Source organism: Methylobacterium sp. BE186, assembly GCF_031457035.1.
In the GTDB taxonomy this organism is placed as follows: Bacteria; Pseudomonadota; Alphaproteobacteria; order Rhizobiales; family Beijerinckiaceae; genus Methylobacterium; species Methylobacterium segetis.
Genome location: NZ_JAVDVV010000023.1, coordinates 60514 through 85186 on the forward strand (window position 1 = coordinate 60514; position 24673 = coordinate 85186).

At 69.6% G+C, this 24673-nt stretch carries 32 protein-coding genes; 16 read left to right on the forward strand and 16 right to left on the reverse strand.

Features of this window, described 5'->3' with window-relative positions:
* Positions 1–166: 166 nt before the first annotated feature.
* Complete coding sequence (locus J2X36_RS20255) at positions 167–406, forward strand: DUF6489 family protein (RefSeq protein WP_132254994.1); 240 nt, start codon at positions 167–169, stop codon at positions 404–406.
* A gap of 57 nt (positions 407–463) precedes the next feature.
* The gene (locus J2X36_RS20260; protein ID WP_132254993.1) at positions 464–667 is read left to right on the forward strand and encodes a hypothetical protein; all 204 of its coding nucleotides are present in this window, start codon (positions 464–466) and stop codon (positions 665–667) included.
* A gap of 227 nt (positions 668–894) precedes the next feature.
* Here the strand turns inward: J2X36_RS20260 and J2X36_RS20265 are convergent, their stop codons facing one another.
* On the reverse strand, positions 895–1035 hold the full coding sequence (locus J2X36_RS20265) for a hypothetical protein (RefSeq protein WP_165937896.1): 141 nt from the start codon (positions 1033–1035) through the stop codon (positions 895–897).
* A 226-nt stretch (positions 1036–1261) separates the two neighbouring features.
* Between J2X36_RS20265 and J2X36_RS20270 the strand changes: the two genes are divergently transcribed.
* A complete protein-coding gene (locus J2X36_RS20270) occupies positions 1262–1522 on the forward strand; it encodes a hypothetical protein (RefSeq protein ID WP_132254992.1) in 261 nt (86 codons plus the stop codon).
* A gap of 138 nt (positions 1523–1660) precedes the next feature.
* Positions 1661–1897: a DUF6894 family protein gene (locus J2X36_RS20275; protein WP_132254991.1), complete on the forward strand. Its 237-nt coding sequence runs from the start codon at positions 1661–1663 to the stop codon at positions 1895–1897.
* A gap of 29 nt (positions 1898–1926) precedes the next feature.
* On the opposite strand, the gene J2X36_RS20280 is transcribed toward J2X36_RS20275, so the two are convergent.
* Together J2X36_RS20280 and J2X36_RS20285 are read right to left on the reverse strand one after the other, a co-directional pair.
* Positions 1927–2103 carry a hypothetical protein gene (locus tag J2X36_RS20280; protein ID WP_165937895.1) on the reverse strand — a complete coding sequence of 59 codons (177 nt, stop codon included), beginning with the start codon at positions 2101–2103 and terminating at the stop codon, positions 1927–1929.
* Positions 2104–2183: 80 nt separating this feature from the next.
* Positions 2184–2552, reverse strand: a complete 369-nt coding sequence (locus J2X36_RS20285; protein ID WP_310353110.1) for a hypothetical protein — start codon at positions 2550–2552, stop codon at positions 2184–2186.
* A gap of 454 nt (positions 2553–3006) precedes the next feature.
* On the opposite strand from J2X36_RS20285, the gene J2X36_RS20290 reads away from it, so the two are divergent.
* The 5 genes from J2X36_RS20290 to J2X36_RS20310 all read left to right on the forward strand — a co-directional run bounded on the left by J2X36_RS20290 (position 3007) and on the right by J2X36_RS20310 (position 6510).
* Complete coding sequence (locus J2X36_RS20290; protein WP_310353112.1) at positions 3007–3150, forward strand: hypothetical protein; 144 nt, start codon at positions 3007–3009, stop codon at positions 3148–3150.
* A 182-nt stretch (positions 3151–3332) separates the two neighbouring features.
* A complete protein-coding gene (locus J2X36_RS20295; protein WP_310353113.1) occupies positions 3333–4367 on the forward strand; it encodes a hypothetical protein in 1035 nt (344 codons plus the stop codon).
* Positions 4368–4405: 38 nt separating this feature from the next.
* Positions 4406–5059: a DUF1345 domain-containing protein gene (locus J2X36_RS20300; RefSeq protein WP_132254989.1), complete on the forward strand. Its 654-nt coding sequence runs from the start codon at positions 4406–4408 to the stop codon at positions 5057–5059.
* Between the two features lie 313 nt (positions 5060–5372).
* Positions 5373–5660 carry a DUF6894 family protein gene (locus tag J2X36_RS20305; protein ID WP_310353116.1) on the forward strand — a complete coding sequence of 96 codons (288 nt, stop codon included), beginning with the start codon at positions 5373–5375 and terminating at the stop codon, positions 5658–5660.
* Positions 5661–5739: 79 nt separating this feature from the next.
* Positions 5740–6510: a trypsin-like serine protease gene (locus tag J2X36_RS20310; RefSeq protein ID WP_310353119.1), complete on the forward strand. Its 771-nt coding sequence runs from the start codon at positions 5740–5742 to the stop codon at positions 6508–6510.
* Here the strand turns inward: J2X36_RS20310 and J2X36_RS20315 are convergent.
* Positions 6507–6977: a hypothetical protein gene (locus J2X36_RS20315; RefSeq protein WP_310353120.1), complete on the reverse strand. Its 471-nt coding sequence runs from the start codon at positions 6975–6977 to the stop codon at positions 6507–6509. The genes J2X36_RS20310 and J2X36_RS20315 overlap by 4 nt on opposite strands.
* A gap of 420 nt (positions 6978–7397) precedes the next feature.
* On the opposite strand from J2X36_RS20315, the gene J2X36_RS20320 reads away from it, so the two are divergent.
* Positions 7398–7958, forward strand: a complete 561-nt coding sequence (locus J2X36_RS20320) for a cell wall hydrolase (RefSeq protein ID WP_405029827.1) — start codon at positions 7398–7400, stop codon at positions 7956–7958.
* Positions 7959–8073: 115 nt separating this feature from the next.
* On the opposite strand, the gene J2X36_RS20325 is transcribed toward J2X36_RS20320, so the two are convergent.
* The gene (locus tag J2X36_RS20325; RefSeq protein ID WP_310353124.1) at positions 8074–8292 is read right to left on the reverse strand and encodes a hypothetical protein; all 219 of its coding nucleotides are present in this window, start codon (positions 8290–8292) and stop codon (positions 8074–8076) included.
* 155 nt (positions 8293–8447) lie between these two features.
* On the reverse strand, positions 8448–8963 hold the full coding sequence (locus J2X36_RS20330; RefSeq protein WP_132254984.1) for a PRC-barrel domain-containing protein: 516 nt from the start codon (positions 8961–8963) through the stop codon (positions 8448–8450).
* A gap of 188 nt (positions 8964–9151) precedes the next feature.
* Here J2X36_RS20330 and J2X36_RS20335 point away from each other — a divergent pair, with 188 nt between their 5' ends.
* From J2X36_RS20335 to J2X36_RS20345, 3 genes are all read left to right on the forward strand, one after another.
* Positions 9152–9442: a GlsB/YeaQ/YmgE family stress response membrane protein gene (locus J2X36_RS20335; RefSeq protein ID WP_132254983.1), complete on the forward strand. Its 291-nt coding sequence runs from the start codon at positions 9152–9154 to the stop codon at positions 9440–9442.
* A gap of 134 nt (positions 9443–9576) precedes the next feature.
* A complete protein-coding gene (gene lipA / locus J2X36_RS20340; RefSeq protein WP_310353128.1) occupies positions 9577–10557 on the forward strand; it encodes a lipoyl synthase in 981 nt (326 codons plus the stop codon).
* 13 nt (positions 10558–10570) lie between these two features.
* Entirely contained in the window at positions 10571–11032 is a 462-nt protein-coding gene (locus J2X36_RS20345; RefSeq protein ID WP_132254981.1) for a type II toxin-antitoxin system RatA family toxin, read from the forward strand.
* On the opposite strand, the gene J2X36_RS20350 is transcribed toward J2X36_RS20345, so the two are convergent.
* Entirely contained in the window at positions 11014–12240 is a 1227-nt protein-coding gene (locus J2X36_RS20350; protein ID WP_310353131.1) for an FAD-dependent oxidoreductase, read from the reverse strand. The genes J2X36_RS20345 and J2X36_RS20350 overlap by 19 nt on opposite strands.
* Before the next feature lie 183 nt (positions 12241–12423).
* On the opposite strand from J2X36_RS20350, the gene J2X36_RS20355 reads away from it, so the two are divergent.
* Positions 12424–14652: an ATP-binding protein gene (locus tag J2X36_RS20355; protein WP_310353134.1), complete on the forward strand. Its 2229-nt coding sequence runs from the start codon at positions 12424–12426 to the stop codon at positions 14650–14652.
* A gap of 24 nt (positions 14653–14676) precedes the next feature.
* On the opposite strand, the gene J2X36_RS20360 is transcribed toward J2X36_RS20355, so the two are convergent.
* Positions 14677–15771: a polyamine ABC transporter substrate-binding protein gene (locus J2X36_RS20360; protein ID WP_405029828.1), complete on the reverse strand. Its 1095-nt coding sequence runs from the start codon at positions 15769–15771 to the stop codon at positions 14677–14679.
* Positions 15768–16139 carry a RidA family protein gene (locus J2X36_RS20365; RefSeq protein ID WP_132254978.1) on the reverse strand — a complete coding sequence of 124 codons (372 nt, stop codon included), beginning with the start codon at positions 16137–16139 and terminating at the stop codon, positions 15768–15770. The genes J2X36_RS20360 and J2X36_RS20365 overlap by 4 nt, the downstream gene beginning before the upstream one ends.
* Positions 16140–16339: 200 nt before the next feature.
* Between J2X36_RS20365 and J2X36_RS20370 the strand changes: the two genes are divergently transcribed.
* Positions 16340–16609, forward strand: coding sequence for a GlsB/YeaQ/YmgE family stress response membrane protein (locus J2X36_RS20370; RefSeq protein ID WP_132254977.1), 270 nt, complete (start codon positions 16340–16342; stop codon positions 16607–16609).
* 69 nt (positions 16610–16678) lie between these two features.
* Here J2X36_RS20370 and J2X36_RS20375 read toward each other — a convergent pair whose 3' ends face one another.
* From J2X36_RS20375 to rpsO, 4 genes are all read right to left on the reverse strand, one after another.
* Complete coding sequence (locus J2X36_RS20375; protein ID WP_132254976.1) at positions 16679–16900, reverse strand: DUF2892 domain-containing protein; 222 nt, start codon at positions 16898–16900, stop codon at positions 16679–16681.
* 92 nt (positions 16901–16992) lie between these two features.
* On the reverse strand, positions 16993–17631 hold the full coding sequence (locus J2X36_RS20380) for a glutathione S-transferase family protein (RefSeq protein WP_310353140.1): 639 nt from the start codon (positions 17629–17631) through the stop codon (positions 16993–16995).
* A 124-nt stretch (positions 17632–17755) separates the two neighbouring features.
* Entirely contained in the window at positions 17756–19957 is a 2202-nt protein-coding gene (pnp, locus tag J2X36_RS20385; RefSeq protein WP_132254974.1) for a polyribonucleotide nucleotidyltransferase, read from the reverse strand.
* 200 nt (positions 19958–20157) lie between these two features.
* The gene (gene rpsO, locus J2X36_RS20390; RefSeq protein ID WP_132254973.1) at positions 20158–20427 is read right to left on the reverse strand and encodes a 30S ribosomal protein S15; all 270 of its coding nucleotides are present in this window, start codon (positions 20425–20427) and stop codon (positions 20158–20160) included.
* A gap of 276 nt (positions 20428–20703) precedes the next feature.
* Between rpsO and J2X36_RS20395 the strand changes: the two genes are divergently transcribed.
* Entirely contained in the window at positions 20704–22197 is a 1494-nt protein-coding gene (locus tag J2X36_RS20395) for an amino acid permease (RefSeq protein WP_310353145.1), read from the forward strand.
* Between the two features lie 142 nt (positions 22198–22339).
* Here the strand turns inward: J2X36_RS20395 and J2X36_RS20400 are convergent, their stop codons facing one another.
* The 3 genes from J2X36_RS20400 to J2X36_RS20410 all read right to left on the reverse strand — a co-directional run.
* Positions 22340–23149, reverse strand: coding sequence for an exodeoxyribonuclease III (locus J2X36_RS20400; protein WP_132254971.1), 810 nt, complete (start codon positions 23147–23149; stop codon positions 22340–22342).
* 24 nt (positions 23150–23173) lie between these two features.
* Positions 23174–24103: an outer-membrane lipoprotein carrier protein LolA gene (locus J2X36_RS20405; protein WP_132254970.1), complete on the reverse strand. Its 930-nt coding sequence runs from the start codon at positions 24101–24103 to the stop codon at positions 23174–23176.
* A gap of 113 nt (positions 24104–24216) precedes the next feature.
* A partial coding sequence (locus J2X36_RS20410; protein WP_310353149.1) for a DNA translocase FtsK occupies positions 24217–24673 on the reverse strand: 457 nt, incomplete at its 5' end.

Consider the following 24673-nt stretch of genomic DNA (forward strand, 5'->3'; position numbering starts at 1 on the left):
ACATGGCGTTAACAAATGTGCGACGGACCCCACAGTTTCCGGTATTCGCGACGAACAATCGGGTTTTGTGTCGTATTTATGAAATCTTGGATGCCAAACACCCGGAGCGCTCCTTTCGTACGAACGCCGACACGGCGATATGTCAACCGGAGTCTTAGGAGAGAACATGAAAATCAGCGTCAATATCGATTGCACACCTGAGGAAGCTCGAGCGTTCTTCGGACTTCCGGATGTCCAGCCTATGCAGGCAGCTCTCCTGGCCGAGATGGAGAAGCGGATGCTGGCCGAGATGGATCGCTTCGCTCCCGATGCGCTTCTGAAGAATTGGCTGTCCTCGGTCTCGCAGAGCCCCGACCAGATGCGGGAGACCTTCGCGCGCATGTTTCAGCAGGGCTTCGGACGGTAACGGGATCCACGCCCGTGCGTTGACCCGCGAGCGGTCTCCTGCTCCCGAGAGGTCCACATGAAGAATCCCGCACTGAGCCTCTGGCTCTCCGCTGCCAATCAGGCGGCCGGCTGGTGGATGGGCATGGCCACATCGACCGCACGGCGCCAGCAGCAGATCGCCCTGTCCGAGATGACGCGGGCTGCCACGGGCCGGTCGGCCTCGGGCAAGAAGCCGGCACGAAAGCGGCCCGCCCGGCCAAAGCGTCGGCGCAGCGTTTAAGGGCAGAGGCCGCCCGCCTCCGGCCTGATCGCCCTGGCTCCGCTTCATTCGACCCCTGTCGCGGCCGTCTCATCCGCCTTGCCGTCGCCGGCACGCCCCCGTGGCGTGGGCCTCGGCCGGTCGACGCGCATCCGCGCCGGCCTCGGGCTTCCGCGCCTCGCGGCACGGGCTCTACTCCATGCGAGAGCAATGTCTGGCGGCCTGCCGCGAGCCGCGGCCCGGCGCGCTCAGACGGCCTCGCGCTTGGCCGCCAGAGCGACGCGGCCGCCCGGCTCCGCATCCGGATTGCGCAACTCGCGCATGCCCGGCGCCCGGCCGCTGACCAGAAATGCGACGACCGTGAGCACCAGCAGAACCTTCGAGGCCATCGTCCCCGCCCCCTCTCGCACGAGGCGACGGGGTTAGGGCCGCCTGCCGTATCGGCGGATGCGCTGGCGCACAGCGATCCGCCCCGGGTGACGGATCCCGCGCGACAAGGTGAGTGGAGCGTTAACGGACGCTGGGGGAGGGCCCGTGGAACCGGAGCCGCCAAGCTTCGTCATCTCGTCGAGGCTCGCGCACGGCGATCGCGCGCCCGAGCCCGGACCCTGGCCGATGCGCGCATCCGACCCGACCCTCACCGCCTTCGAGACCACCGTCGCGGGCCTTGCCCGGGATGCCGCCCGCAGCGAGCGCCTCGCGGGCGACTACGCGCGTCTCGCTGCCTACCTGTCGCAGGAGGGCCGCACCTCCGCGGTGGATCTCTTCGAGAGCCTGAGCCGCCACCATGCCATCCGCGCCCTCGAGGACCGCGCCCGTCTGGAAGCGGCCGTCCACGAGCGCAATGGCGGCGGCGACCCGGAGCAGGACGACTGAGTTTTTCCTACCCGCGGCCCATGAGGCAAAGTGCCCGAGGGTACCGAGAATCGTCCGAGGCCGTTGGGACACCCACCGGAAACGTTCTCGTGCTAAAGCACCCGTATTGTTCTCGGGTCACCCCGACCGGATTGTTCCATGGCGCGCTATTTCATCGATCTTCACGACGGGTCGCAGCACATTCAGGACAAGGAAGGATTTGAGGCCGCGGGGCCTATGATCGCGCGCGAGCGCGTCGTCGGGATCATGTCGGCCGTCGCGCAAGGATTTCAGGCCGGTTCCGACCACCAGCATTGCGTTGCAGCCGTGCGGGACGAGAGCGGGACTGTCCTGTTCCGAGCCCGCCTCTCCCTCAACTTCGACGAGGCCGAGTAGATCGGCCTCGTCGCGGACGAGACTCGCCCTCAGCCCTCTCCGCGCTCGGGCCGATCCACGTTCTGTTCCGGCTCGCCACTGGTGAAGCCGTCGAGCCAGTCGGCGCTCTCCTGGGAGCCGGCCTCGTAGGGATTGACCGTGTCCGGCTGGCCTGCGCGTCTCGCCGCGCTACCCTCGTTCCACTGCTGCGAGCGGGTCGATGCCATGGATGCTCCTCCTGCTGTCCATCACGCCCGCGCCTGTCGGCGCGGCCGGGAGAGCAACGCGGAACACCGCGGATCGCTGCCTACCAGCAGGCGCGGGGCAGCCGCCGCTTCCAGCGCTCGCCCCGGGCGAGCTCGGGGGTCGCCTTCGCGACGGTCCTGCGGCGGCCCGCGGGGGGCTCCGCTGCGGTCGGCAGGAGTAACGGGCTGGCGTCGGCAGCGGGCAAGAGTTCAGGCTCCACCCTCGCGGCCTTCGGGAGCGGCGAGCCGGAAGTCGCCGGCTCCGCCATCGTCGAACGCGCCGTCCTCGGCTTCACGCGGCGGACCCGGGGCAGCGGCGGCTCCTCGAAGGTCCGCATCTCGGGCTCGGGCGCCGGAGCCTCCGCGACGAGCAGGCTCGGCAGCACCCGCCGCGCCTCGGCCTGAGGCGCGGGCGAAACGTGCTCGGGCACGCGCTCGGCCTTGAGCCAGAGGCTCTCGGCGTCGAGGGCTCGGGCAGACGAGACAGGAGTTGGGGCGGGAACGCGGGATGGAATGGCGAGACCGAGGCTCTGCCGGCCATTCGATTTCACTTCGACGGTAAAAGACCGCCGCACGCGACTGCGCGACATGGTGTGTTTGAAACTCGTCAGTGTCGGAGGACCGCGTCGGACGCGATGCTTCAACAGATAAGGCAAGACGCGATTTTGTCGAGAGGAAATGACGAATCCGTTGCTATTTCTTTATCCGGACAGCTGATCGGTACGGTGGCTCGGCCGAATGCTTGCCGGCATGTCTGCGCCCGGTGCCGTACATCCGCGTGCCGGCCGCGATATTGCCGTTCTCGCGCGGTTGAAGGGGTGGGAGCGGGCGCGGGCGAGGTCTTCGGCGTATGTGTGTACGGGTGGCCGTCGGGCCGGTAAGACCGTGAACCCGATTGCCTTCACCCTGATCTGGGCCGGCGTCATCGGCTTCATCGGCATGGTGGGATACGCGTCGGAAGGCGGCCCGGCCTGGGTGTTCGCGGCCGTCATCCTCGCCTGCGTCGCCTTCATGATCCGCTGGCGATAATCCATCGCCGGTGGGCTGGGGCGCGGATCCCACGCGGAGATGCCGGGCTTCATCCCGACAATTTCAACTTATGAGTGAATTTCTGACAAATGTGTCCGTGCGGATGCAGTCAGGACGCGGGCCGGCATGCCATCCGGTTCGGAAGACGGTCGATCGGGGCCTGTCGCTTCCGAGTCGCGCCGATGAGACCGTGTCATCCCGTCCGCCTCTTCCTCGTCATCCTGTGTCTCGCCGGCCCGTTTTCGGCCGTGCCGGCGCCTGCCCTGGCGGGGCAGGGCAGCGCGGCCAAGGGCGATGCCAAGGCCAAGGGCGATGCCAAGGCCAAGGACGATGCCAAGCCCAAGGATGAGGCCAAGAGCGGGGGCCAGGGTGCCGGCGGCGCATCGTCCGGCTCGGAGGACGAGGTCGATACCGAGAACCTGTTCGGCTTCACGGAAGGCTCGGAGACGGGCAAGAAGGGCGAACAGGAGATTCTGCTCGACAGCGTCGGCCGGTTCAGCAAGCGCCGCGCCGGTCCGGGCCCATCGCATTACGGGGTCTCGAACACCAAGCTCAGCTATCAGTTCGACCCGGCCGAGAATTTCAGCATCGATCTCGGCGTCTTCGCCGACGTTCGCAGCGTCCGCAACATCGCCGACCTGCCCGACAAGTCCTACGGCACCTTCGACGGGGCCTCGGCGGAGTTCAAGGTCCGGTTCCTCAAGGCGTCGGCCGACAATCCGCTCGGGCTCGCGGTGGAACTGCGCCCCCGCTACGCCCGGGTGCTGCCGATCGAAGGGCAGGGGGCGGACATCTTCGATATGGAGAGCGTGCTGCAGTTCGACATCCGGCTCGTTCCGGACACGATCTGGTACGGCAGCAACATCAGTTTCGAGCCGAGCGTGGGCCGCCTGCGCGGATCGCGCGAGGTCGACCGCTCCTCGACCTTCCTGTGGTCGCACGCCGTCGTCGCGCGGGTGGGCAAGGACACGTTCCTCGGTCCGGAGCTCCGCTACCTGCGTGCCTATGACGGGGCGTTCCTCAACCGTTTCGAGGGCCACGCGGTCTTCCTCGGGCCGGCCCTCTATCACCGCATCACGGAAAAGGCATTCGTGACGCTGGCCTATTCCGCGCAGATCGCCGGGCACGACCGGGATCCGAGCTACACCCGGCGCGCATTCGACCTCAGCCATTTCGAGCGCCACGCCGTCCGGGTGAAGCTCGGGCTCGAATTCTGAGGCGCGGGCGCGGCCGGGATCGTGGGAGACGGACGGGCATGACGAACCCCTTGCGCGCGTTCTGGCTGCGCCCGCGTCTCCTCGCCTCGCTGCTCCTCGTCGCGGCGCTCGCCGTGGCGCTCCCCGTCGAGTCGCTCGCCACGCGCCTCCTCATCGGCTGGTGCCTCGGCGTCTGCGTCTACGTCGCCCTCGTCGGTTGGCGGGCCGCCCGCGACCCGGCGACGCTTCGCGGCGAGGCCTCCCGCCTCGACGACAGCGCGATGGTGATCTCGGTCTTCGCCCTGCTCGCGGCGGCTGCCAGCATCGGCGCGGTGGCCATGCTGGTCCTCGGTGAGCGGGGAGACGATCCGATGCGTGCCCCCCATCTCGTTCTCGCCGCCGCGACCCTTGTCTGCGCCTGGGCCTTCGTGCAGGTCGTCTTCGCGATCCACTACGCGCATCTCTACTACGGCGAGGGGGAGGCGGGCGGCGCGCGGGGCGGGCTCGACTTCAACGGGGACGAGGCGCCGGACGCCTGGGACTTCCTGTACTTCTCGGTGACGATCGGGGCGACTTCGCAGACCTCCGACACCGACATCACCGCGAAGATGATGAGGCGCGTCGTCACCCTGCAGACGATCTACGCCTTCTTCTTCAACACGAGCATCCTGGCCCTCGGCATCAACCTCGCCGCGGGCTTCGCACAGAAGTGAGGGGCGCTTCGCGAGCGCGAATCAGCAAAACGCCGTTTCGAGGCCGGTTCCGGCGTCGTACTTTAGTGCAAGGTTGCAAGTGCAACTCCGCGCGGTATCGTTGAATACCATCGCCGGAAATGTTCCGATCAGGAGTTGCATCACGACGGAGCGAAGCTTTTACGCGTCGCGCTTGTCCAAGTACGTTTATGCACTTAAACTTTGTTAATGCCGCGGTCAGGCCAAGTTTCTAGCTCGGAGCCGTCGCCCGACCGCGCTTCGCATCGCGCTGGTGACGCGCCAGCCAACCCTCGTCGACTCGCCGGATGCACCCATGGCCCGCTACTTCTTCGACGTTCACGACAGCCAGGTGACGACCCTCGACGAGTACGGCGCGGAATGCGTCGACCGGGGCGCCGTCTCGGATGAGGCCCTGCGCGTCCTGTGCGAGATCGCGGGCGATTGGCCCCAACGGCACCTGCATCGCGGCCTGCGCGTGACGGTGCGTGACGGCAGCGGACACATCGTGCACGCGGCAGCCATCCACCTCTCGGCTCAGTGGCTCGACGAGGACCGCCCCGCCACCGCGCCGAGTCCCCAGACCGCCGGCATCGCGGCCTGAGCGGCTCTGCCGGCTTGACGCACGGTGCTCCCGGGCTATCTGCCGGGCGGAGCCGGCGGTGCGCCGGGGAGGATTTCGCGTGCGGGGGCCGTCCCGAGTCTGCCTGATCCTCGCGGGGTTCATTCTCGCGGGCGAGACCGCTCTGGCCGAGGAGATCACGGTCGATCCCGCTCGCTGGCCCTTCGCCGCGATCGGCAAGCTCAACGTCGTGACGGGGCCGGGAAGCCGGCAATTCTGCACGGCGACGCTGATCGGGCCCCGCCTCGTCCTGACAGCCGCGCATTGTCTCTGGGATCGGGCGCGCCGACGCTGGGTCGAGCCGGACTCGATCCACTTCGTGGCCGGCTACGATCAGGGTCGCTATCTCGCTCACGCCCTCGCCAGCAGCGTGCGGAAGCCGCCCGACTACACCTATGCCTACGGGACGAGTCGGCCGAACATGCCGAATGACTGGGCCTTGATCGAGCTCGCGAGCCCGATCCCGATCAAGCCCCTGGCCCTGGAGCACCTCGTTGCCGCCGGCGGGGAGCGCAGGACCCGGATCGACATCCAGCGGGCGGGCTATCGACGCACGACCTCCCAGCTCATGAGCGCGCAGAGGAGCTGCGCCGCTCGCCTCACGGAGGGGCCGGCCCCGCTCCTCGTCCACGATTGCCGCGCGATTCCGGGCGAATCCGGATCGGCCCTGCTTCAGGTCGAGGACGGTCAGCCGACGGTGATCGGCGTCCTCGTCGCCGGTCCCCGGGCCGGCGGACCGCCGGGTCCCTCCTTCGCGGTGCCGACGAGCGCCTTCCTCGGCCCCGCGCAGGAAATCCTGGGGCGGCAGGCCGCCCCACCGCGAAGGGGTTAGCCGCTCGCTGGCGGCGCCGATTTCGGGCGGGTGCAGACCAGGACGAGGGAGAGCACGAAATCCACGCCCTTCGTCGTGACGGTTCGCAGCATCACACCGGTGCGCCGGTTGAGGCGCAGGGTCTCGTCGGGTCGCGTGCACTCGACGACGCTGGACCGTAGCCGATCCCGACGGCAGGCGAAGCGGGCGACCGCGCTGTTCGAATCGTTGATGAGGACGAGGCTCATCCCCTTCGCCTCGAGGCTGACCGAGACACCCTTGCCCTCGACAGCATCGACCACCTCGGGGCTGCCGTCCTTCAATACGGTGGTCGCACCCTTGGTGATGCAGGCGAAGGTCTCCGCCTGGGCCGGCACGGTCGCGAGGAGAAGAGCCGCGAGCAACACCCTGCGGGACGACCCGTGGCGCGCGCGCGAGAAGCCGAACCGCGCACCGCGACGTGATCCGCCGGCGTTCGTGTGAGGCAAGGGAGGCTCCCGATTCGCAGGGTTTGCCCGCAGGGCGGGCAAGGACCGGCGGTAGACACGATCCCGCGCAGGCCCACAAGAACAGGACGGCAACACCGGCCCGGCCAAGCGCGGCGGGCCGGCGGGGCCACGGCCACGGAAGGGCAGCGGCGCCAGCAGGTTAGGCCAGCCTCCGCAGCCTGTTCACGAAGCCGCGCCTGCGCTTCCGAAGGGTCTCCGGAAAGTCCTGCGCGAGCACCCTCAGGCTATAGCCGATTTGCCATCAAGCTTGGCTTCAGGCATCACTGACGGCAACGATTCGAAACAGAGGTCGAGAGGGGCTGCATGCAGGCTATCCGGGGCACGAGATCGGCCGTCTATCTTGGACTTGTTCTTGCATTGCCGGGCCTCGGCGCCTGCCAACTCAGCCCGAATACTGATTTGACAACGGGATCGATCGGCCGGGCCACGCCCGTCGCGGCGACTCCGGCCGAGCGCGATTGCCTCGCCCGCGCCATGTACTTCGAATCGAACCGCAGCGACGAGGAGGGCCTGCTCGCGGTCGGCACCGTGGTGATGAACCGCGTGGACGCGACCGCCTACCCGAACCGGATCTGCGACGTGGTCGGCCAGCCCCGGCAATTCGCCACCGGCGTCCTGACGAAGCCGATGCGGGCGCAGGACCGGCCGCGCATCGAGCAGGTGGCCGACGCCGTGCTCGCCGGCGAGCGCCATCCGCAAGTGGGCCGCGCCATGTTCTTCCACACGGCCGGGCGCCGCTACCCCTACGGCAACATGCATTACGTGGCGCTCGCCGGGGGCAATGCCTTCTACGAGAAGCGCGGGCGCGGCGCTCCGGAACCGGTGCCCGCGGCCGCGACGGTGGCAGCGGCTACCCCGACTCGGCCGGAGCGGGAGATCACGGCTGCGCAGACGATCCTCAACGAGCCCGCCCGCAACATCTGCCGGGTGGTGGCCCTGAGCATGGCCGGCCACGGCTGACGCCCTCCATCCCGGCCCGCATCCTGCGTCTCGGCGCAGGACGGTCCGGACCCCTCTGTCAGGGAAGCGGCGCGCCATCGGGCGGCAGCGCCGGACCGGCGTCCGGCGCCGCCGTTCAGCCCTCGCGCTCCGCGCCGAGCCCCGCCTGCGGGCTGCGCCGGGCAGCCTGCGCCATCCGGATCAGTTCGCGCGCCGTGAGGCCGCGCCCTGGGGAAGACGGGGTCTCCCGGCTCTCCGCGGCCGGCGCCCTGGCGCAGCCGCTCGTGCCGAGGCGCAGGTCCCGTTCCCGCATCGCCTGCCGCCACCGTACCGCCCTGCGCAACGCCGAGACCATCACCGCTCCGATTCATCCATCACTGTGGACAAGCGTAGCCGTGAACCTCGTGTTAGGAAATTCTTGACGGGTTCGGGGAGCGCCCTACGGGTCCCCGTCCATGCACGGGACGCGAGGCCCGCGTGCGCATTGCGCGGACGGGGACCCGCCGCGCCTCAGGACTTCTTCTTGTACTCGAAGGCGGGAGCGTTCTTGAGCTCGTCCTTCGATGTGTTGACGAGGGCGCGCAGCCTGTCGTCCTTCTTCGACAGCGTGACGCTCGCCGGGCTGACCGCAACGTAGCGCTCCCCAATGCCGAGGAAGCCGCCGACGCCGATGATAACGGCGTGGATCGTCTTGCCGTCGAGGATCACGAAATCCTCGATCTCGCCGACCGTCTCGTTGCTGTTGTTGTAGACGGTGAGGCCGACGAGCTTCGACGTGAGGGTGTCGGCGGGCTGGGTCGTGATGAACTGCACCTTCGCGGTGGCGCTGTCGGCCATCTTCATACCGCCCTCGGCGACCGCCGCGGCGGAGGACGAGTTCGGCGTCGGCGAGGCCGTGGCCGAGGGCGCCGCCTCGGGCTTGGCCATCTCGGGCTTGGCCATCTCGGGCTTGGCCGTCTCCTGGGCCAGGGCGAGGCTCGGGAGGCCGGCGACGAGGATTGCGGCGAGAACGGTTCTGATGGTCACGGGGCCTGTCCCTTCGATGGTGGGGGCGCCGCCTCCGGCACCCGAATGCCGCCTGTAACGGCAGCCCTCCGAACACGGTTCCGGTTCCCTGCACGGCCGTCGGGCAGCGCCCCGCGGTGCCCGCAGGCTGGACTCCCGGTGCGGCTTCGGACCATGCTCCGCCACCACCAAAGCAGGGGATCGGCTACATGGACGGACAGGTCTACGGCGCGCTCGGACAGCCCGGGGTCGGCTTCCTGATGGCGATCCTCATCGGGGCGATCGCGGGCTGGCTCGCGGAGAAGTTCACCTCGGCCGACATGGGCCTGTTCTCGAACATCATCATGGGCATCCTCGGCGGCCTGCTCGGCAACTTCCTCGCGGCCAAGCTCGACATCGCGGTGTTCGGCTTCTGGCGGAACCTGCTCTCCGCGACGATCGGTGCCGTCATCATCATCACGATCTACCGGGCCATCCGCGGGCGCAGCATGCGTTACTGACGGGCGCGCCTGTCGCGACGCGCCGCCGCGCCGGTTTGCGGGCGCGCCCGGGAGGCCCTAAGTCAGGGGTTCCGATCCCAGGATCATCCGACGCCCCGCCCTCGAGCGTGGGCCAAGTCCTCGCGCGGTGTGGCATGGCCGTCGTCCTCGATCTCCTCCAGAACGATCCCCGTCCGGCCACCCCCGTCCGCCTGCGCCACCCGGAGAAGGCGCACAGGCCGGACCAGCCGGTGCAGGCGCGCAAGCCCGACTGGATCCGCGTGAAGGCGCCGGGATCGCCGGCCTATGCCGAGACCCGCGCCATCGTGCGCGAGCACGGCCTCGTCACCGTCTGCGAGGAGGCGGGCTGCCCGAATATCGGCGAGTGCTGGGAGAAGCGGCACGCCACCTTCATGATCATGGGCGACACCTGCACGCGGGCCTGCGCCTTCTGCAACGTGCGGACCGGCCTGCCCGGCGCCCTCGATCCGGACGAGCCCGAGAAGATCGCCGATGCGGTGGCCAAGCTCGGCCTGCACCACGTCGTGATCACGAGCGTCGACCGGGACGACCTCGCGGACGGGGGAGCGGAGCACTTCGCGCGCACCATCGCGGCGATCCGGGTCCGCAGCCCGGGCACCACGGTCGAGATCCTCACCCCCGATTTCCTGCGGAAGGATGCGGCGCTGGAGGTCGTGGTCGCGGCCAAGCCGGACGTGTTCAACCACAATCTCGAAACGGTGCCGGGCAATTATCTGACCGTGCGGCCGGGTGCCCGCTACTTCCACTCGGTGCGCCTCCTGCAACGGGTGAAGGAGCTTGATCCGACCATCTTCACCAAATCCGGGATCATGGTCGGCCTCGGCGAGGAGCGGAACGAGGTCGTGCAGCTCATGGATGATCTGCGCTCGGCCGACGTGGACTTCCTGACCATCGGCCAGTACCTGCAGCCGACGAAGAAGCACCACGAGGTCGTGCGCTTCGTTCCCCCGGACGAGTTCAAGGGCTACGAGACCACCGCCTACGCCAAGGGTTTCCTGCTCGTCTCGGCGACCCCGCTCACCCGCTCCTCCCACCATGCCGGCGACGATTTCGCCCGGCTCAAGGCGGCCCGCCTCGCCCGCCTCCAGGCCTGAACCCGGATCCCCGATGCCCTCCTTCCGCATCACGCGCGCGGTGCGCCACAGCCCCGAGCAGATGTACGACCTCGTGGCCGACGTCGAGCGCTACCCCGAATTCCTGCCGCTGTGCGAATCCCTGCGCGTGCTCAGGCGGCAGCCGGGACCGGGCGAGGGCGTCGAGGTCCTCGTCGCCGAGATGGCGGTCGGCTACAAGGCGATCCGCGAGCGCTTCACCACCCGCGTCACGCTCGACCGGGCGGCGCTGAAGATCACCGCCGAGTATATCGACGGTCCCTTCCGGCACTTGGAGAACCGCTGGGCGTTCAAGCCGGGGCCGAACGGCGGCTGCAGCATCGACTTCTTCATCACCTACGAATTCAAGAGCTTCGCCCTCGGCCTCCTGATGGGCAAGATGTTCGACAAGGCCTTCCGCAAGTTCACCGACGCCTTCGAGAGCCGGGCCGACCGCGTCTACGGCGCGACGGCCTGAGGAACCGAGACGTGCTCGGGGCGGAAGCCGAGCCCGACGAGGCGGGCCGGCAATCGCTGCAACCAGGGCACCCGGCCGAGGAGGCGTAGCGCCAGGGGTGGCGCGAGCGGCGCGCCGGACCCGTCGAGGACGCGGGCGATGACCCGGTCCTGTACGAGGCGCTGGAGGCGCTGGGTCATGCGCGTCGGCGGCATCCGCCGGGCCTGCACCTTGGCGAGATCGTCCTCCGTCAGGCGCCCTTCGAGGAGCGGCGCGCTGAGGAGGTTCGCGGCCGCCACCGCGTCCTGAACCGCGAGGTTCACCCCGACGCCGCCGATCGGCGACATCGCGTGCGCGGCGTCCCCGATGCAGAGCAGACCCGGTCGGTGCCAGCGCTTCAACCGATCGACACGGACGGTGAGGAGCTTCACCGCTCCCCAATCCTCAAGCTCGCAGACCCGGTCGGCGAGGAACGGCGCAAGGCCCGCCACCGCGGCGCGGAACGCGTCGAGACCGCGCGCCCTCAGATCCGCGTCGCCGCCTTTCGGCACCACGTAGGCGCATTGCCAGTAATCGCCCCGGTCGAGGGTGACGAGGATGCTGCCCCGCCCGAAACGTCCGCCCGTCGCGTCGGCGTCGGTGGGCCGGCGGCCGAGGCGGAACCAGAGCACGTCCATCGGCGCGCCGAACTCCTCCCGCTCGAATCCGCCCTGCTCGCGGATGCGGGAATGGCGCCCGTCCGCCGCGATGACGAGGTCGGCTCGGATCTCGATCGGGCCCGCGGGCGCCTGTGCCCGGACACCGACGACGCGGCCATCCTCCTCGATCAGCGCGTCGCCTTCCGTCTCCATGAGCAGGCGGAAGCCCGGATAGCGCCGCCCGACGCCGGCTAGGAAGTCGAGGAAGTCCCATTGGGGCATCATGGCGATGAAGCGGTTGCGCGTCGGCAGGTGCCGGAAATCGGCGATGCCGAAACTGTCGGCCCCGACATAGGCCGTCAGCGTCGCGACCTTGCGATGCGGCAGGGCGAGAAAGGCCCGGCGCAGGCCGAGTTCCTCCATCACGTCGAGGGTCGAGGGATGGATCGTGTCGCCGCGGAAATCCCTCAGGAAGTCGGCGTGCTTCTCCAGGACCAGGACGTCGAGGCCCGCCCGCGCGAGGAGGAGCGCGGCCATCATGCCGGCCGGACCGCCGCCGACGATGCACACCTTCGTGGAGAGCCTGTCCATGGCCGGCGCCTCCCGCCCGAGAGCGGCATCCTACACCCGCACGGCCCCCCTTGGGCAGCCCGGACGGAGCACGGGACGGCCTCGTGTCGGCAGCCGAACCGTCGCCGGAGCGTTCCTAACCGGAGCCTTTCCGCATACAGGGTCACTTCGCGGGCCGTTTCGCGGGTCGACGGGGTGGCAGGCGTGAGCGAGACCGAGAGCCTGAGACGGCGGATCGACGAACTGGAAGCGGAGATCGGCCGCCTCCGCACGGACGAGCGAGCGCAGCGCGCAGCGCTCGCCGAGCGCGAGGAGCGCTACCGGACCCTGTTCGAGCAGATGGACGAGGGCTACTGCGTCATCGAGTTCTTCGACGGCCCGCACGGCCCCCTCAGCGACTACGTCCATGTCGAGGCGAACCGCGCCTACGCGCTGCATGCCGGCATCGAGAACGTCGTCGGACAGACGCTGCGAACGATGGTGGGGGAGGAGGCCGACGGCTGGGTCGAGCTCTACGGAGGCGTCCTGCGAACCGGCCGATCGATCCGCTTCCAGCGCGAGCTGGTGGCGACCGGGCGCCATCTCGAACTCGCGGCCTTCCGGATCGAGCCGCCCTCGCGTCGGCAGGTCGCCGTCCTCTTCCAGGACATCACCGAGCGCAACCGCGCGATCGAGGCGCTCCAGAAGAACGAGGCGCGCCTGCGCTTCCTCGACGCCCTGGCGCGGGAGACGGCGCCCAGCATCAGCGCCGACGAGCTCCTGGCCACGACCACGCGCATGGTCGGCGTGCACATGGACGTCTCGATCTGCGCCTATGCCGACATGGACGAGGATCAGGACGGGTTCACGATCCGCGGGAACTGGGCGGCGCCGGGCTCGCCGAGCATCGTCGGGCACTACAGCCTCGCCGCCTTCGGCCGCCTCGCCGTCCGGAACCTGCGGTCCGGCGAGCCCCTGATCATCAACGACAACCTGCGCGAACTCGCGCCCGAGGAGGCCGCCACCTTCCAGGCCATCGGCATCACCGCGACGATCTGCATGCCGCTCGTGAAGGAGGGCCGGCTGACGGCGCTGATGGCGATCCACCACAAGCTCCCGCACGCCTGGACGGCGGACGAGCTCGCGCTGATCCGCGAGGTGACGGAACGCTCCTGGGCCCATATCGAGCGCGTCGGCGCCGCGGCCGAGCTTCGCGTCAGCGCGGAGGCGCTCGCCGCCCTGAACGAGACCCTGGAGCAGCGCGTCCGTGAGCGGACCGCCGAACTGATGCGGGCCGAGGAGCAGCTTCGCCAATCGCAGAAGATGGAGGCGGTGGGCCAGCTCACGGGCGGCATCGCCCACGACTTCAACAACCTGCTCACCGGGATCACCGGCAGCCTCGAACTCCTCACCAACCGGATCGCGCAGGGGCGTCTGCGGGACGTGGACCGCTACGTCACCGCTGCGCAGGGCGCCGCGCGCCGCGCCGCCGCGCTGACCCACCGCCTGCTCGCCTTCTCCCGCCGCCAGACCCTCGACCCGAAGGCGACCGACGCCAACCGCCTCGTCGTCGAGATGGAGGAGCTGATCCGCCGCACGATCGGGCCCTCGATCACGCTGGAGGTGGTCGCGGCGGGCGGGCTCTGGCCGACCCTCGTCGATCCGAACCAGCTGGAGAACGCGCTTCTCAACCTCTGCATCAACGCCCGCGACGCCATGCCGGAGGGCGGGCGCATCACCATCGAGACCGGCAATCGCTGGCTCGACTGGCGCAGCGCCAAGGAGCGGGACCTCCCGATCGGGCAGTACATCTCGATCTGCGTCTCCGACACGGGCACCGGCATGACGCCGGAGGTGGTTTCGAAGGCCTTCGACCCGTTCTTCACCACGAAGCCCCTCGGCCAGGGCACCGGCCTCGGCCTCTCGATGATCTACGGTTTCGCCCGCCAGTCCGGCGGTCAGGTCCGGATCTATTCGGAGGTCGGCCAGGGCTCGATGGTCTGCATCTACCTGCCCCGCCACGCCGGGGCCGTGGCGGCCGCGGACGAGCCTCAGTTCCGGACCGACGCCCTGCGCTCCGCCGACGGCGAGACGGTGCTGATCGTCGACGACGAGCCGAGCGTGCGGATGCTCGTCACGGAGATCCTGGAGGAGCTCGGCTACGCCGCGATCGAGGCGGCCGACGGGCCGTCGGGCCTGAAGATCCTGCAATCGGACGCCCGCATCGACCTCCTCATCACGGATGTCGGCCTGCCCGGGGGAATCAACGGCCGGCAGATGGCCGACGCGGCGCGGCACGTGCGTGCGGACCTCAAGGTGCTCTTCATCACGGGCTATGCCGAGAACGCCGTCGTGGGCAACGGCCATCTCGAGCCCGGCATGCACGTGATGACGAAGCCCTTCGCGCTCGAGGCGCTCGCGGCCCGGATCAAGGAGCTGATCGCCTCCGGCTGATCCGGGCCTCGCGGCGCACGGGGTTCACCGTCCCGTCCGCACCCGGGTCCAGAGCCGCGTGACGAAGCGCTGGGTGCGGTCGTCCCAGGCCGTGTTGGTGGACAGGCGCTGCATCGTGGCCTCGTCCGGATAGATGCCGGGATTGTTCAGGATCTCGGGCTTCACGAGCTTCCTGGCCGGCAGGTTGCCGCTCGCGTAGGACACGAAGTTGGTGTTGGCCGCCGCCACCTCCGGCCGCATCATGTAGTCGATGAAGGCGTGGGCCTCGGCGGCGTGCGGCGCGTCCTTCGGGATCGCGAAGGCGTCGAACCACATCAGCGCACCCTCCTTCGGGATGACGTAGCCGACCTCGACGCCGTTCTTGGCCTCGTCCGCCCTCTTCTTCGCCTGAAGCACGTCGCCCGAGTAGCCGACCGCCACGCAGATGTCGCCGTTGGCGAGCGCCTGGATGTACTCCGAGGAGTGGAACTTCCGCACCGTGCCGCGCACCTTGTAGAGCGCGTCCGTCACCTGGGTGATGTCGTCCCAGCGCTTCGAATCCGCCTTGAGCCCGTAGGTCGGCAGCATGCTGGGGATCAGGTCCTCGGGGCTGTCGAGCATCATGATCCCGCAATCCTTGAGCCTGTTCGCCGTGCCCGGATTGAGGACGAGATTCCACGTGTTGAGGGGCGTTCCCGCGCCCAGGCGCTCGCGCACCGCGCCGAGATTGAGGCCGATCCCGGTCGTGCCCCACATGTAGTCGACGGCGTAGGCGTTGCCGGGATCGTAGGCGGCGAGCCGGCCCGCGATCTCGGGCCAGACATGGGCGAGGTTCGGGATCTTGCCCTTGTCGAGGGGCTGGAAGGCGCCCGCCTTGACGAGCCGCTGCAGGAAGGGCCCGGACGGCACGACGACATCGTAGCCGGAGCGGCCGGCGAGCAGCTTCGTCTCGAGGATCTCGTTGTTGTCGTAGGTGTCGTAGACCACCTTGATGCCGGTCTCGCGGGTGAAGCTCTCCAGCACCTTCGGGTCGATATAGTCCGACCAGTTGTAGACGTTCACGACGCGCTCGGGCGCCGCCCCGGCGGGTGTCAGGAGGAGGGCGGCGAGCGCCGCCCCGATCAGGCTGCGCCGCCTCACCGCGCGTCCCCGGACGGGTGGCGCACGGCCGTCACGACGATCTCGACGAGATATTGCGGGCCCGCGAGCTTCGCCTCGACGGTGGCGCGGGCAGGCGGGTTCGCCCGGTCGACCCAGGCATCCCAGGCGGCGTTCATCTCGGCGAAGGTGCTCATGTCGGCGAGGTAGATCGTCGCCGCGAGGATCCGGCTCTTGTCGCTTCCTGCCGCCGCGAGCAGGCGGTCGATCTCGGACAGGATCGCCTGCGTCTGGGCGGTGACGCCGGTGCCGACCGCCTCGGCGGCGACCTGGCCGGCGAGATAGACCATGTCGCCGTAGGCGACGGCCTGGCTCATGCGGGGGCCCGTCTCGAAACGCTCGATCGTCATACTGGCCTCTGTCCTCGTTGCCGGGCCGCCTCGGCCCCCGCGCCTTGTGCCGCCTGCGGGCAGGGACCGTAAAGGGGCGTTCACGGAGATGAAGCGGGGAAGCCTCCCGCCTGCGACAAACTTTCCGCGACCCGCGCAACCAGAGGAGCCGTCAGCACGTTGCTTCGGCAGGTTACAGCGAAGCTCAGGATCCACGAGCCATGTTCTCGATCATCGGAACCATCATCATCGGCTTCATCGCCGGCGTCATCGCGAAGTTTCTCATGCCCGGCGACAACGAGCCGTCGGGCTTCATCCTGACGACCATCCTCGGCATCGTCGGCGCCTTCGTAGCGACCTTCATCGGTCAGGCCGTCGGCTGGTACGGACCGAACCAGGGCGCGGGCTTCATCGGAGCCATCGTCGGCGCCGTCGTCGTCCTGGCGATCTACGGCTTCGTCGCAGGCCGCAGCCGCACCACCACGCTCTGACGCGAAGCTCGGAGCGCATACGGAAAGGGGCGCCGCGAGGCGCCCCTTTTTTCGTGGCCGGACGTCCGATCAGATATGCTCGGAGGCGGCCTTGATGGAACAGTGCCCGGTCGCGCCGCGGATGGCGAGGCCGGCGCCGACGATCAGCGCGGCGAGGCTCAGAAGCTTGTTCGGGCGCGGCTGCGCGGCCGCTGCCGCGATGCCGAGACCGAGCACCACCGAGACGGCGCGCTCCGTCGTCGTCAGGTTCTGCTGGCCGCTGAAGATGTCGTGGATGATCGCGTTCGCCATCGGGCGTCGTCTCCGGTTGAGGGGATTCTCGCGGGGCGAACGCAGGGCGGGGGGCGGCGTTCCGCAGGGGCGTGCCGCGCCGCACGCGGGGCTCAGCCGGCCTGCCGCTCGGCGAGCAGGCGGTCGTCGATCTCCCGGGCCCGGATCGCGGCCGGGCGCGCGTTGAGGCGCGCGACGTAGGCCTCGAAGGCCGGGCGCTTCTCCAGCGTGCCGAAGGCCATGCCCCAGCCGAGATGCGCGCCGACATAGACGTCGGCTGCCGTGAACCGGTCGCCGCAGATGTAGTCGCGGCCCGAGACCGCGCCTTCGAGGGCGTCCACCACGGTGGCGAGACTGCCGTAGCCGACCATGCCGCGCATGCGCGGATCGTCCGGCACGACGACGCCGAGGGTCTTGTTGGTGGTGGCCGCCTCGACGGGACCGGCCGCGAAGAACATCCAGCGGTAATAGGGGCCGCGGGCCCGGCTGCCGTGCGGCGGCGCGAGACCGGCTTCCGGGAAGGCGTCGGCGAGGTAGGCGCAGATGGCGGCGGTCTCGGTCACCACGGTGTCGCCGTGGCGGATCGCCGGGACCTTCCCCATCGGGTTGACGGCGAGATACTCGGCCGAGCGCGTCGAGCGGCCGAATTCCAGGATCTCGGCCCGGTAGGGCGCGCCGACCTCCTCCAGCATCCAGCGGACGATGCGGCCGCGGGACATCGGGGTCGTGTAGAAGACGAGTTCGTCAGACATGGCGGCCTCCCTTTCCGTCGCGCCGATTCGCGCGGCCGGAGAAGAGCACAAAGCGAGAGGCCCCCAAACGGGAAGCGCGGCCCCGAGGGACCGCGCTCCGCATCGTTCCGTGTGGCCGGGGCGATTACTCGCCGGCGTTGCGGCGCTCGCCGCGCTCGCGGCGGGGCTCCTGGTCCCCGCGCTCGGCCCGCTCGGCGTCGCGCTGGGACTTCAGCTTCTCGGTGAGGTCCTCGCCGGTCTGCTGGTCGACGACCTTCATGGAGAGGCGGATCTTGCCGCGGTCGTCCTGACCGAGGAACTTCACCTTCACCTTGTCGCCTTCCTTGACGACATCGGTCACCTTGGCGACCCGCTGGGCGGCGAGTTCCGAGATGTGGACGAGGCCGTCCTTGGCGCCGAAGAAGTTCACGAAGGCGCCGAACTCCATCGTCTTCACGACGGTGCCGTCGTAGATCATGCCCGGCTCGGCCTCGGCCACGATCGAGCGGATCCAGTTGTAGGCCGCCTTGATCGCCTTGCCGTCCGAGGAGGCGATCTTCACGATGCCGGTGTCCTCGATGTTGATCTTGGCGCCGGTCTTCTCGACGATCTCGCGGATCACCTTGCCGCCCGTGCCGATCACTTCGCGGATCTTGTCGGTCGGGATCTGCATGGTCTCGATGCGCGGCGCGTACTCGCCGAGCTCGGGCCGCGCGGCGGTCAGCGCCTTGGCCATCTCGGCCAGGATGTGGCCGCGGCCGTCCTTGGCCTGCGCCAGCGCCACCCGCATGATCTCCTCGGTGATGCCGGCGATCTTGATGTCCATCTGGAGCGAGGTGATGCCCTCGTCCGTGCCGGCCACCTTGAAGTCCATGTCGCCGAGGTGATCCTCGTCGCCCAGGATGTCGGAGAGCACCGCGAAGCGCTCACCCTCGAGGATGAGGCCCATCGCGATGCCGGCCACGGGGCGGCGCAGCGGCACGCCCGCATCCATCAGCGACAGCGAGCCGCCGCAGACGGACGCCATCGAGGAGGAGCCGTTCGACTCCGTGATCTCGGACACGACGCGGATCGTGTACGGGAACTCGTGGGCCGGCGGCAGCACCGGATGGATCGCCCGCCAGGCAAGCTTGCCGTGGCCGATCTCGCGGCGGCCGGGCGAGCCCATGCGGCCGGTCTCACCGACCGAATAGGGCGGGAAGTTGTAGTGCAGGAGGAACGTCTCCTTGTACGTGCCTTCCAGCGCGTCGATGAACTGCTCGTCCTCGCCGGTCCCGAGAGTCGCGACGACCAGCGCCTGCGTCTCGCCGCGGGTGAACAGGGCCGAGCCGTGGGCGCGCGGCAGCACGCCGACCTCGGAGACGATCGGGCGGACGGTCTTCACGTCGCGGCCGTCGATGCGCGAGCCGGTGTCGAGGATGTTCCAGCGAACCACCTTCGACTGCGCCTCCTTGAAGGCGGCCTTGACCTTCTCGGGGGCGAACTTCTGCTCACCCTCGGCCGGGCAGAGGGCGGCGACCACCTTCGCCTTCACGGCGTCGACGGCGGCGTAGCGCTCCTGCTTGACGGTCTTCTTGTAGGCCTCGCGCAGCTCCGCCTCGCAGACCTCGAGAACGGCCGTCTCGACGTCGGCGTTCTCCGGAGCCTGGAAGTCGCGCGGCTCCTTGGCGGCCTTCTCGGCCAGCCGGATGATCGCCTCGATGATCGGCTGGAAGTGCTTGTGGCCGAACATCACGGCGCCGAGCATCACGTCCTCGGAGAGCTCCTTCGCCTCCGACTCGACCATCAGGACGGCGTCCTGGGTGCCGGCCACGACGAGGTCGAGGGTCGACTCGTCCAGCTCGGTCACGAGGGGGTTGAGCTTGTAGCCGCCGTTGACGTAGCCGACGCGAGCCGCGCCGATGGGGCCCATGAAGGGCACGCCGGACAGCGTCAGGGCGGCGGAGGCCGCCACCATCGCGACCACGTCCGGGTCGTTCTCGAGGTCGTGGGTCAGGACGGTGACGACGACCTGGGTGTCGTTACGCCAGCCCTCGACGAAGAGCGGGCGGATCGGCCGGTCGATCAGGCGGGAGACCAGGGTCTCCTTCTCGCTCGGACGGCCCTCGCGCTTGAAGTAGCCGCCCGGGATGCGGCCGGCGGCGTAGGCGCGCTCCTGGTAGTTCACGGTGAGCGGCAGGAAGTCGATGCCGGCCTTGGGCTCCTTGCCGGAGACGACGGTGGCGAGCACCGAGGTCTCGCCGTAGGTGGCGACCACGGCGCCGTCGGCCTGGCGGGCCACCTTGCCGGTCTCGAGGACGAGCTTGCGGTCGCCCCACATCAGCTCTTCACGTTGTACGTCGAACATATCTCTCATGCCTTCATGCGGTCGGGCGAACCCGGCGCCGCCAGCGGCAAGACGGCGAGAGGCTTCCGGAGCCGAAGCCTCTCGCGATCCTGCCCTGGCGCCGCGCCTCGAAGTCGCCCGGGGATCCGACGGGCCGGCATTCCGCCCCGCCGATGATGAAACGCGGTCCAGGGCCGGGCCCGGGACCGCGCGGGTCGGTGTTAGCGGCGGATGCCGAGGCGCTCGATCAGGGACCGGTAGCGGGCCTCGTCCTTGCGCTTGACGTAGTCGAGCAGCGAGCGGCGCTGCGAGACCAGCTTCAGGAGGCCGCGGCGGGAATGGTTGTCCTTGCCGTGGGTCTTGAAGTGCTGGGTCAGGTTGGTGATCCGCTCGGTGAGGATCGCCACCTGGACCTCCGGCGAGCCGGTGTCCTTGCCGCCCTGAGCGTATTCCTTGATGAGCGCGGTCTTGCGCTCTGCCGTGATCGACATCGCCATCTGCCTTTCGGGTATCGGGTATCGGATCGGCCTGCCCCCTCTCGGGGCGGCCTCAGGGCCCAGGTCTCGGCCGCTGCCGGGATGTCGTCCAGCAGGGTCTCGTCCCAAGCGGTTCAGCCCCGCCCGTCACCGGGTCGAGGCGGGCCGGACCATACACGAAACCGCCGGGAGCGCCAGCCCTCCGCCGCAGGGCTGGCGCCCTGGCACGGGTTGTGCCGCCTGCGCCCGCGAATCCGTCTAGGATCGCCCGGCAGGAGACCCGCCCGAACCATGCCCGTGCCCGGCCCCATCGCGCCCAAGTCCATCGACCGGATCCTCGACGGGGCGGGGCAGGGCGGGACGCCACTCGCTCGCACGCTCTCGGCCTTCGGCCTCGGCTGCATCGGCGTCGGCGCCACGATCGGGGCCGGGATCTTCGTGCTGACCGGCACGGCGGCGGCGCAATATGCGGGGCCGGGCCTCGTGATCTCGTTCCTCCTTGGCGGGTTCGCGAGCGCCTGCGTCGGCCTGTGCTACGCGGAGCTCGCCGCGATGATCCCGGTGCCGGGCTCGACCTACACCTACGCCTACGCCACCCTCGGGCGGCTCGCCGCCTGGATCATCGGCTGGGACCTCGTCCTCGAATTCGCGATGGCGGCTGCCACCGTCGCCGTCGGCTGGTCGGGCTACGCCCAGAGCCTGCTCGCCGATCTCGGCCTTCGCCTACCGGCCACGCTCGCAGCCGCCCCGGGCGCCGGCGGGCTCGTCAACCTTCCGGCGGCTGGCATCGTGCTCGCCCTAACCCTGCTTCTCATCGCCGGGAACCGGCGCGCCGCAGGGGCGAATGCGTGGCTCGTCGCCCTCAAGATCGCGATCATCCTCACCTTCATCGTGATCGGCGGCTGGCACGTGAAGCCAAGCCTGTGGTCGCCTCTCGTGCCTCCGAACACCGGCACCTTCGGCGAGTTCGGCTGGAGCGGGGTGCTGCGGGGAGCGGGCGTCGTCTTCTTCGCCTTCATCGGGTTCGAGACCGTGGCGACGGCGGCGGGCGAGGCCCGCGAGCCGCGGCGGGACCTGCCGGTCGGCCTCCTCGGCGCGCTCCTCGTCACGACGCTCCTCTACGTGGCGGTGGCGGCGGTGCTGACCGGCCTCGTGCCCTACCGGGACCTCGCGGTGGCGGACCCGATCGCCAAGGCGATCGACGCGATCGGGCTCGGCGCCTTCGCCATCGCGATCAAGCTCGGAGCGCTCGTCGGCCTGACCACGGCGACGCTGACGGCGCTCTACGGTCAGACGCGGATCTTCTACGCGATGGCGCGCGATCGCCTGCTGCCGGAGCCCTTCGCCCGGGTTCACGAGGCGACGCGCACGCCCGCCCTGAGCCAGGGTCTGACCGGCCTCGCGACGGCGCTCGTCGCCGCCTTCGTGCCGATCGAGGTGCTCGGAGAGCTCGTCAGCATCGGGACGCTCCTGGCCTTCACGCTGGTCTGCGCGGCTCTGCTGATGCTGCGGCGGCGGGAGCCGGGAAGGGTGCGTCCCTTCCGGGTCCCGGCGGCACCCTGGGTGGCAAGCCTCGGCATCCTCGCCTGCCTCGCCCTGATGGCGGGCCTGCCGGCGGAGACGTGGCTGCGGCTGTGGGCGTGGCTCGCCGTGGGGCTCGCGATCTATGCGGGCTACGGGCGGAGGCGACAGGATCCCTCTCCCGACGCGGGAGAGGGATCTCGCGTTTCAAGCGAATCGTGCGTCGTCGCTCAGTACGGGCGATGGCCCGGCCGGCCGCCGTAGCGGCGGCGCAGGTACTGGATGACCTTGGGGAGCAGGAAGGCGACGAGGATCTTGCGCATCGGGTCTCTCGGGTTCGGTTCGCGGGACGGAAGCGCCCGCCACGTGCCGAGAGAATGCCGCCGCGCCGCGCGTCGTTCCGTGCTCAGAGTTCGAGGGCGAGCGTTACGGGCACATGGTCCGAGGGCCGCTCCCAGCCGCGGGCGTGTCGGGCGACGGTGACGCTGCGCACCGTACCGGCGAGGTCCGGCGAGACCCAGGCGTGATCGAGGCGCCGCCCCTTGTTGGCGGCCGCCCAGTCGGGCGAGCGGTAGCTCCACCACGTGTAGATCTTCTCCGGCTCCGGCGTCAGCAGGCGGGCGGCATCGACCCAGCCCGCCTCGCCGCGGAGGGTCTCCAGGCGCTCGGTCTCGGTCGGCGTGTGGCTCACCACGTCGAGGAGTTGCTTGTGCGACCAGACGTCGTGCTCGAGCGGCGCCACGTTGAGATCGCCGACGAGGATCGCCGGACCCTTCACCCGGCGCCCGCCCCAGAGGCGCAATGCGTCGAGAAAATCGATCTTGTGCGCGAATTTCGGATTGAGGCCGACATCCGGAACGTCGCCGCCGGCCGGGACGTAGAAATCGTGCAGCACGATGCCGGCGGCCGGCCCCGCCTCGCGACCGAGCACCGCCGAGATGTGTCGCGCGTCGGCGCGCTCGCAGAAGCTCATCACGTCCCGCGTCAGCAGGGGAAAGCGGGAGATGATCGCGACGCCGTTGTAGCCCTTCTGCCCGGCGAAGACGATGTTCTCGTAGCCCGAGCCCTGGAACGCCTTGAGCGGGAAGGCGTCGTCCGGGCACTTGGTCTCCTGCAGGCAGAGCACGTCCGGCCGCTCCTCCGCGAGGAAGCGCAGGACGAGGTCGATGCGCAGGCGCACCGAGTTGATGTTCCAGGTGGTGACGGTGAGGCGCACGTCGGAGGCTCGGGTCGGGCGGCGTCAGTGCTGCTGCTGGATCTGCTGCTGCATCGCCTTGTCCTCGCTCCGCCCGTAATTGATAAAGAACAGGGCCGTGTCGACCGACTTGCCCTTCTGCAGGTTCGTGAGCTGGACGGTCGTCAGGTAGCCCTGCGGGTCGGTGATCCGCCACTGGCTCAGCGTCTTCATCTCGGCGTCGAAGAAGAGCTGGATCTTCGAGGTGCCGCCCAGCGTCGAGCGGTCCTCCAGGCTGATGCGCACGCCGCCCGGGTCGTTGGCGATGTCGGTGACGGAGAGGTCGCGGGCGAGGTCGATCTTCTCGCGCAGCAGGAATTTCAGCGGCGTCTGCGCGATGAAGTAGAGGTCCTGCGTCGAGAGCTTGCGGTCGCGCACGGCGACCGAGGTGCCGTCGGCCACGACCTGGAGCGGGGAGGGCTCGTCGTAGTCGAAGCGCAGGCGCCCGGGCTTGGCCACCGTGAGCTTGCCGCCGATCCGGCGGCCGTCCGCGCCGATCTGCAGGAACGTGCCGGTCAGTGTCGTCATCCCGTTGAAGTAGCCGTTCGCCTGGGCGAGGATCGTGGCGGGGTCGGCGTCGGCGAAGGTCGCCGCACCCGCGCTCGGCGCGCCGATCGCCGCGACCTTGGCCTCCTTGGCCTCCGCGGCGGGCTTCCCCGCGCCGGCCTTCAGGCTGCCCGTCTTCTCGGTACCGGGCTTGTCCGCCGCCTTGTCGGGGGCGGCCTTCGCATCCTTGGCCGCCTTCGGCGCGGGCTTGGCCGCTTGCGGCTTGGCCGCGGGCGGGGCGGGCTGCGGCGCCGGGGCCGGCTCCTCCTTGCGGCCGAACAGGCTGTCGAGGAAGGACGTGACCTGCGCCTCCGCCGGCCGCGGCTCGGCGAGGATCCCGGCGAGGACGAGCAGAGAACCGGCGAGCAGGCTGTGGCGGCGGCCGATCATCGGGGGGCGTCTCCGGGGCGTGCGGCAGGGCGGTCGAGGGGCGGGCCCGAGCCTTAGGCCCGAACCCTGTGGCGAATATGCGACGCCGGCCGCACCTGGCCGGCGTCCGCGTCTCAGTCGTCGTCGTACATCACGCCGGACGCGGCGTGATGGCCGCCCTCGACCAGGATCTCGCGCTTGCCGGCGTGGTTGGCCGGGCCGACGATCCCCTCGATCTCCATCCGCTCCATGATGGAGGCGGCGCGGTTGTAGCCGATCTGGAGGCGGCGCTGGATGTAGCTCGTCGAGGCCTTCTTGTCCCGCAGCACCACCTGGATCGCCTGCTCGTAGAGGTCGCCGCCGGCCTCGCCGCCGCCGGAGGCCACGAAGCTGCCGACGTCGAAGACCGCGACGTCCGCCTCCTCCTCGGCCTCCGCCCGCTCGGCGCGCTCGGCCTTGTCGGCCTTCGAGCCGCGGGTGGGCTTCTCCGCCTCGGCCGACCCGTCGTCGGCGGTGACGGCGTCGAGATAGGCGGGTCGGCCCTGGCGCTTCAGATGCGCCACCACGCTCTCGACCTCGCTGTCCGAGCAG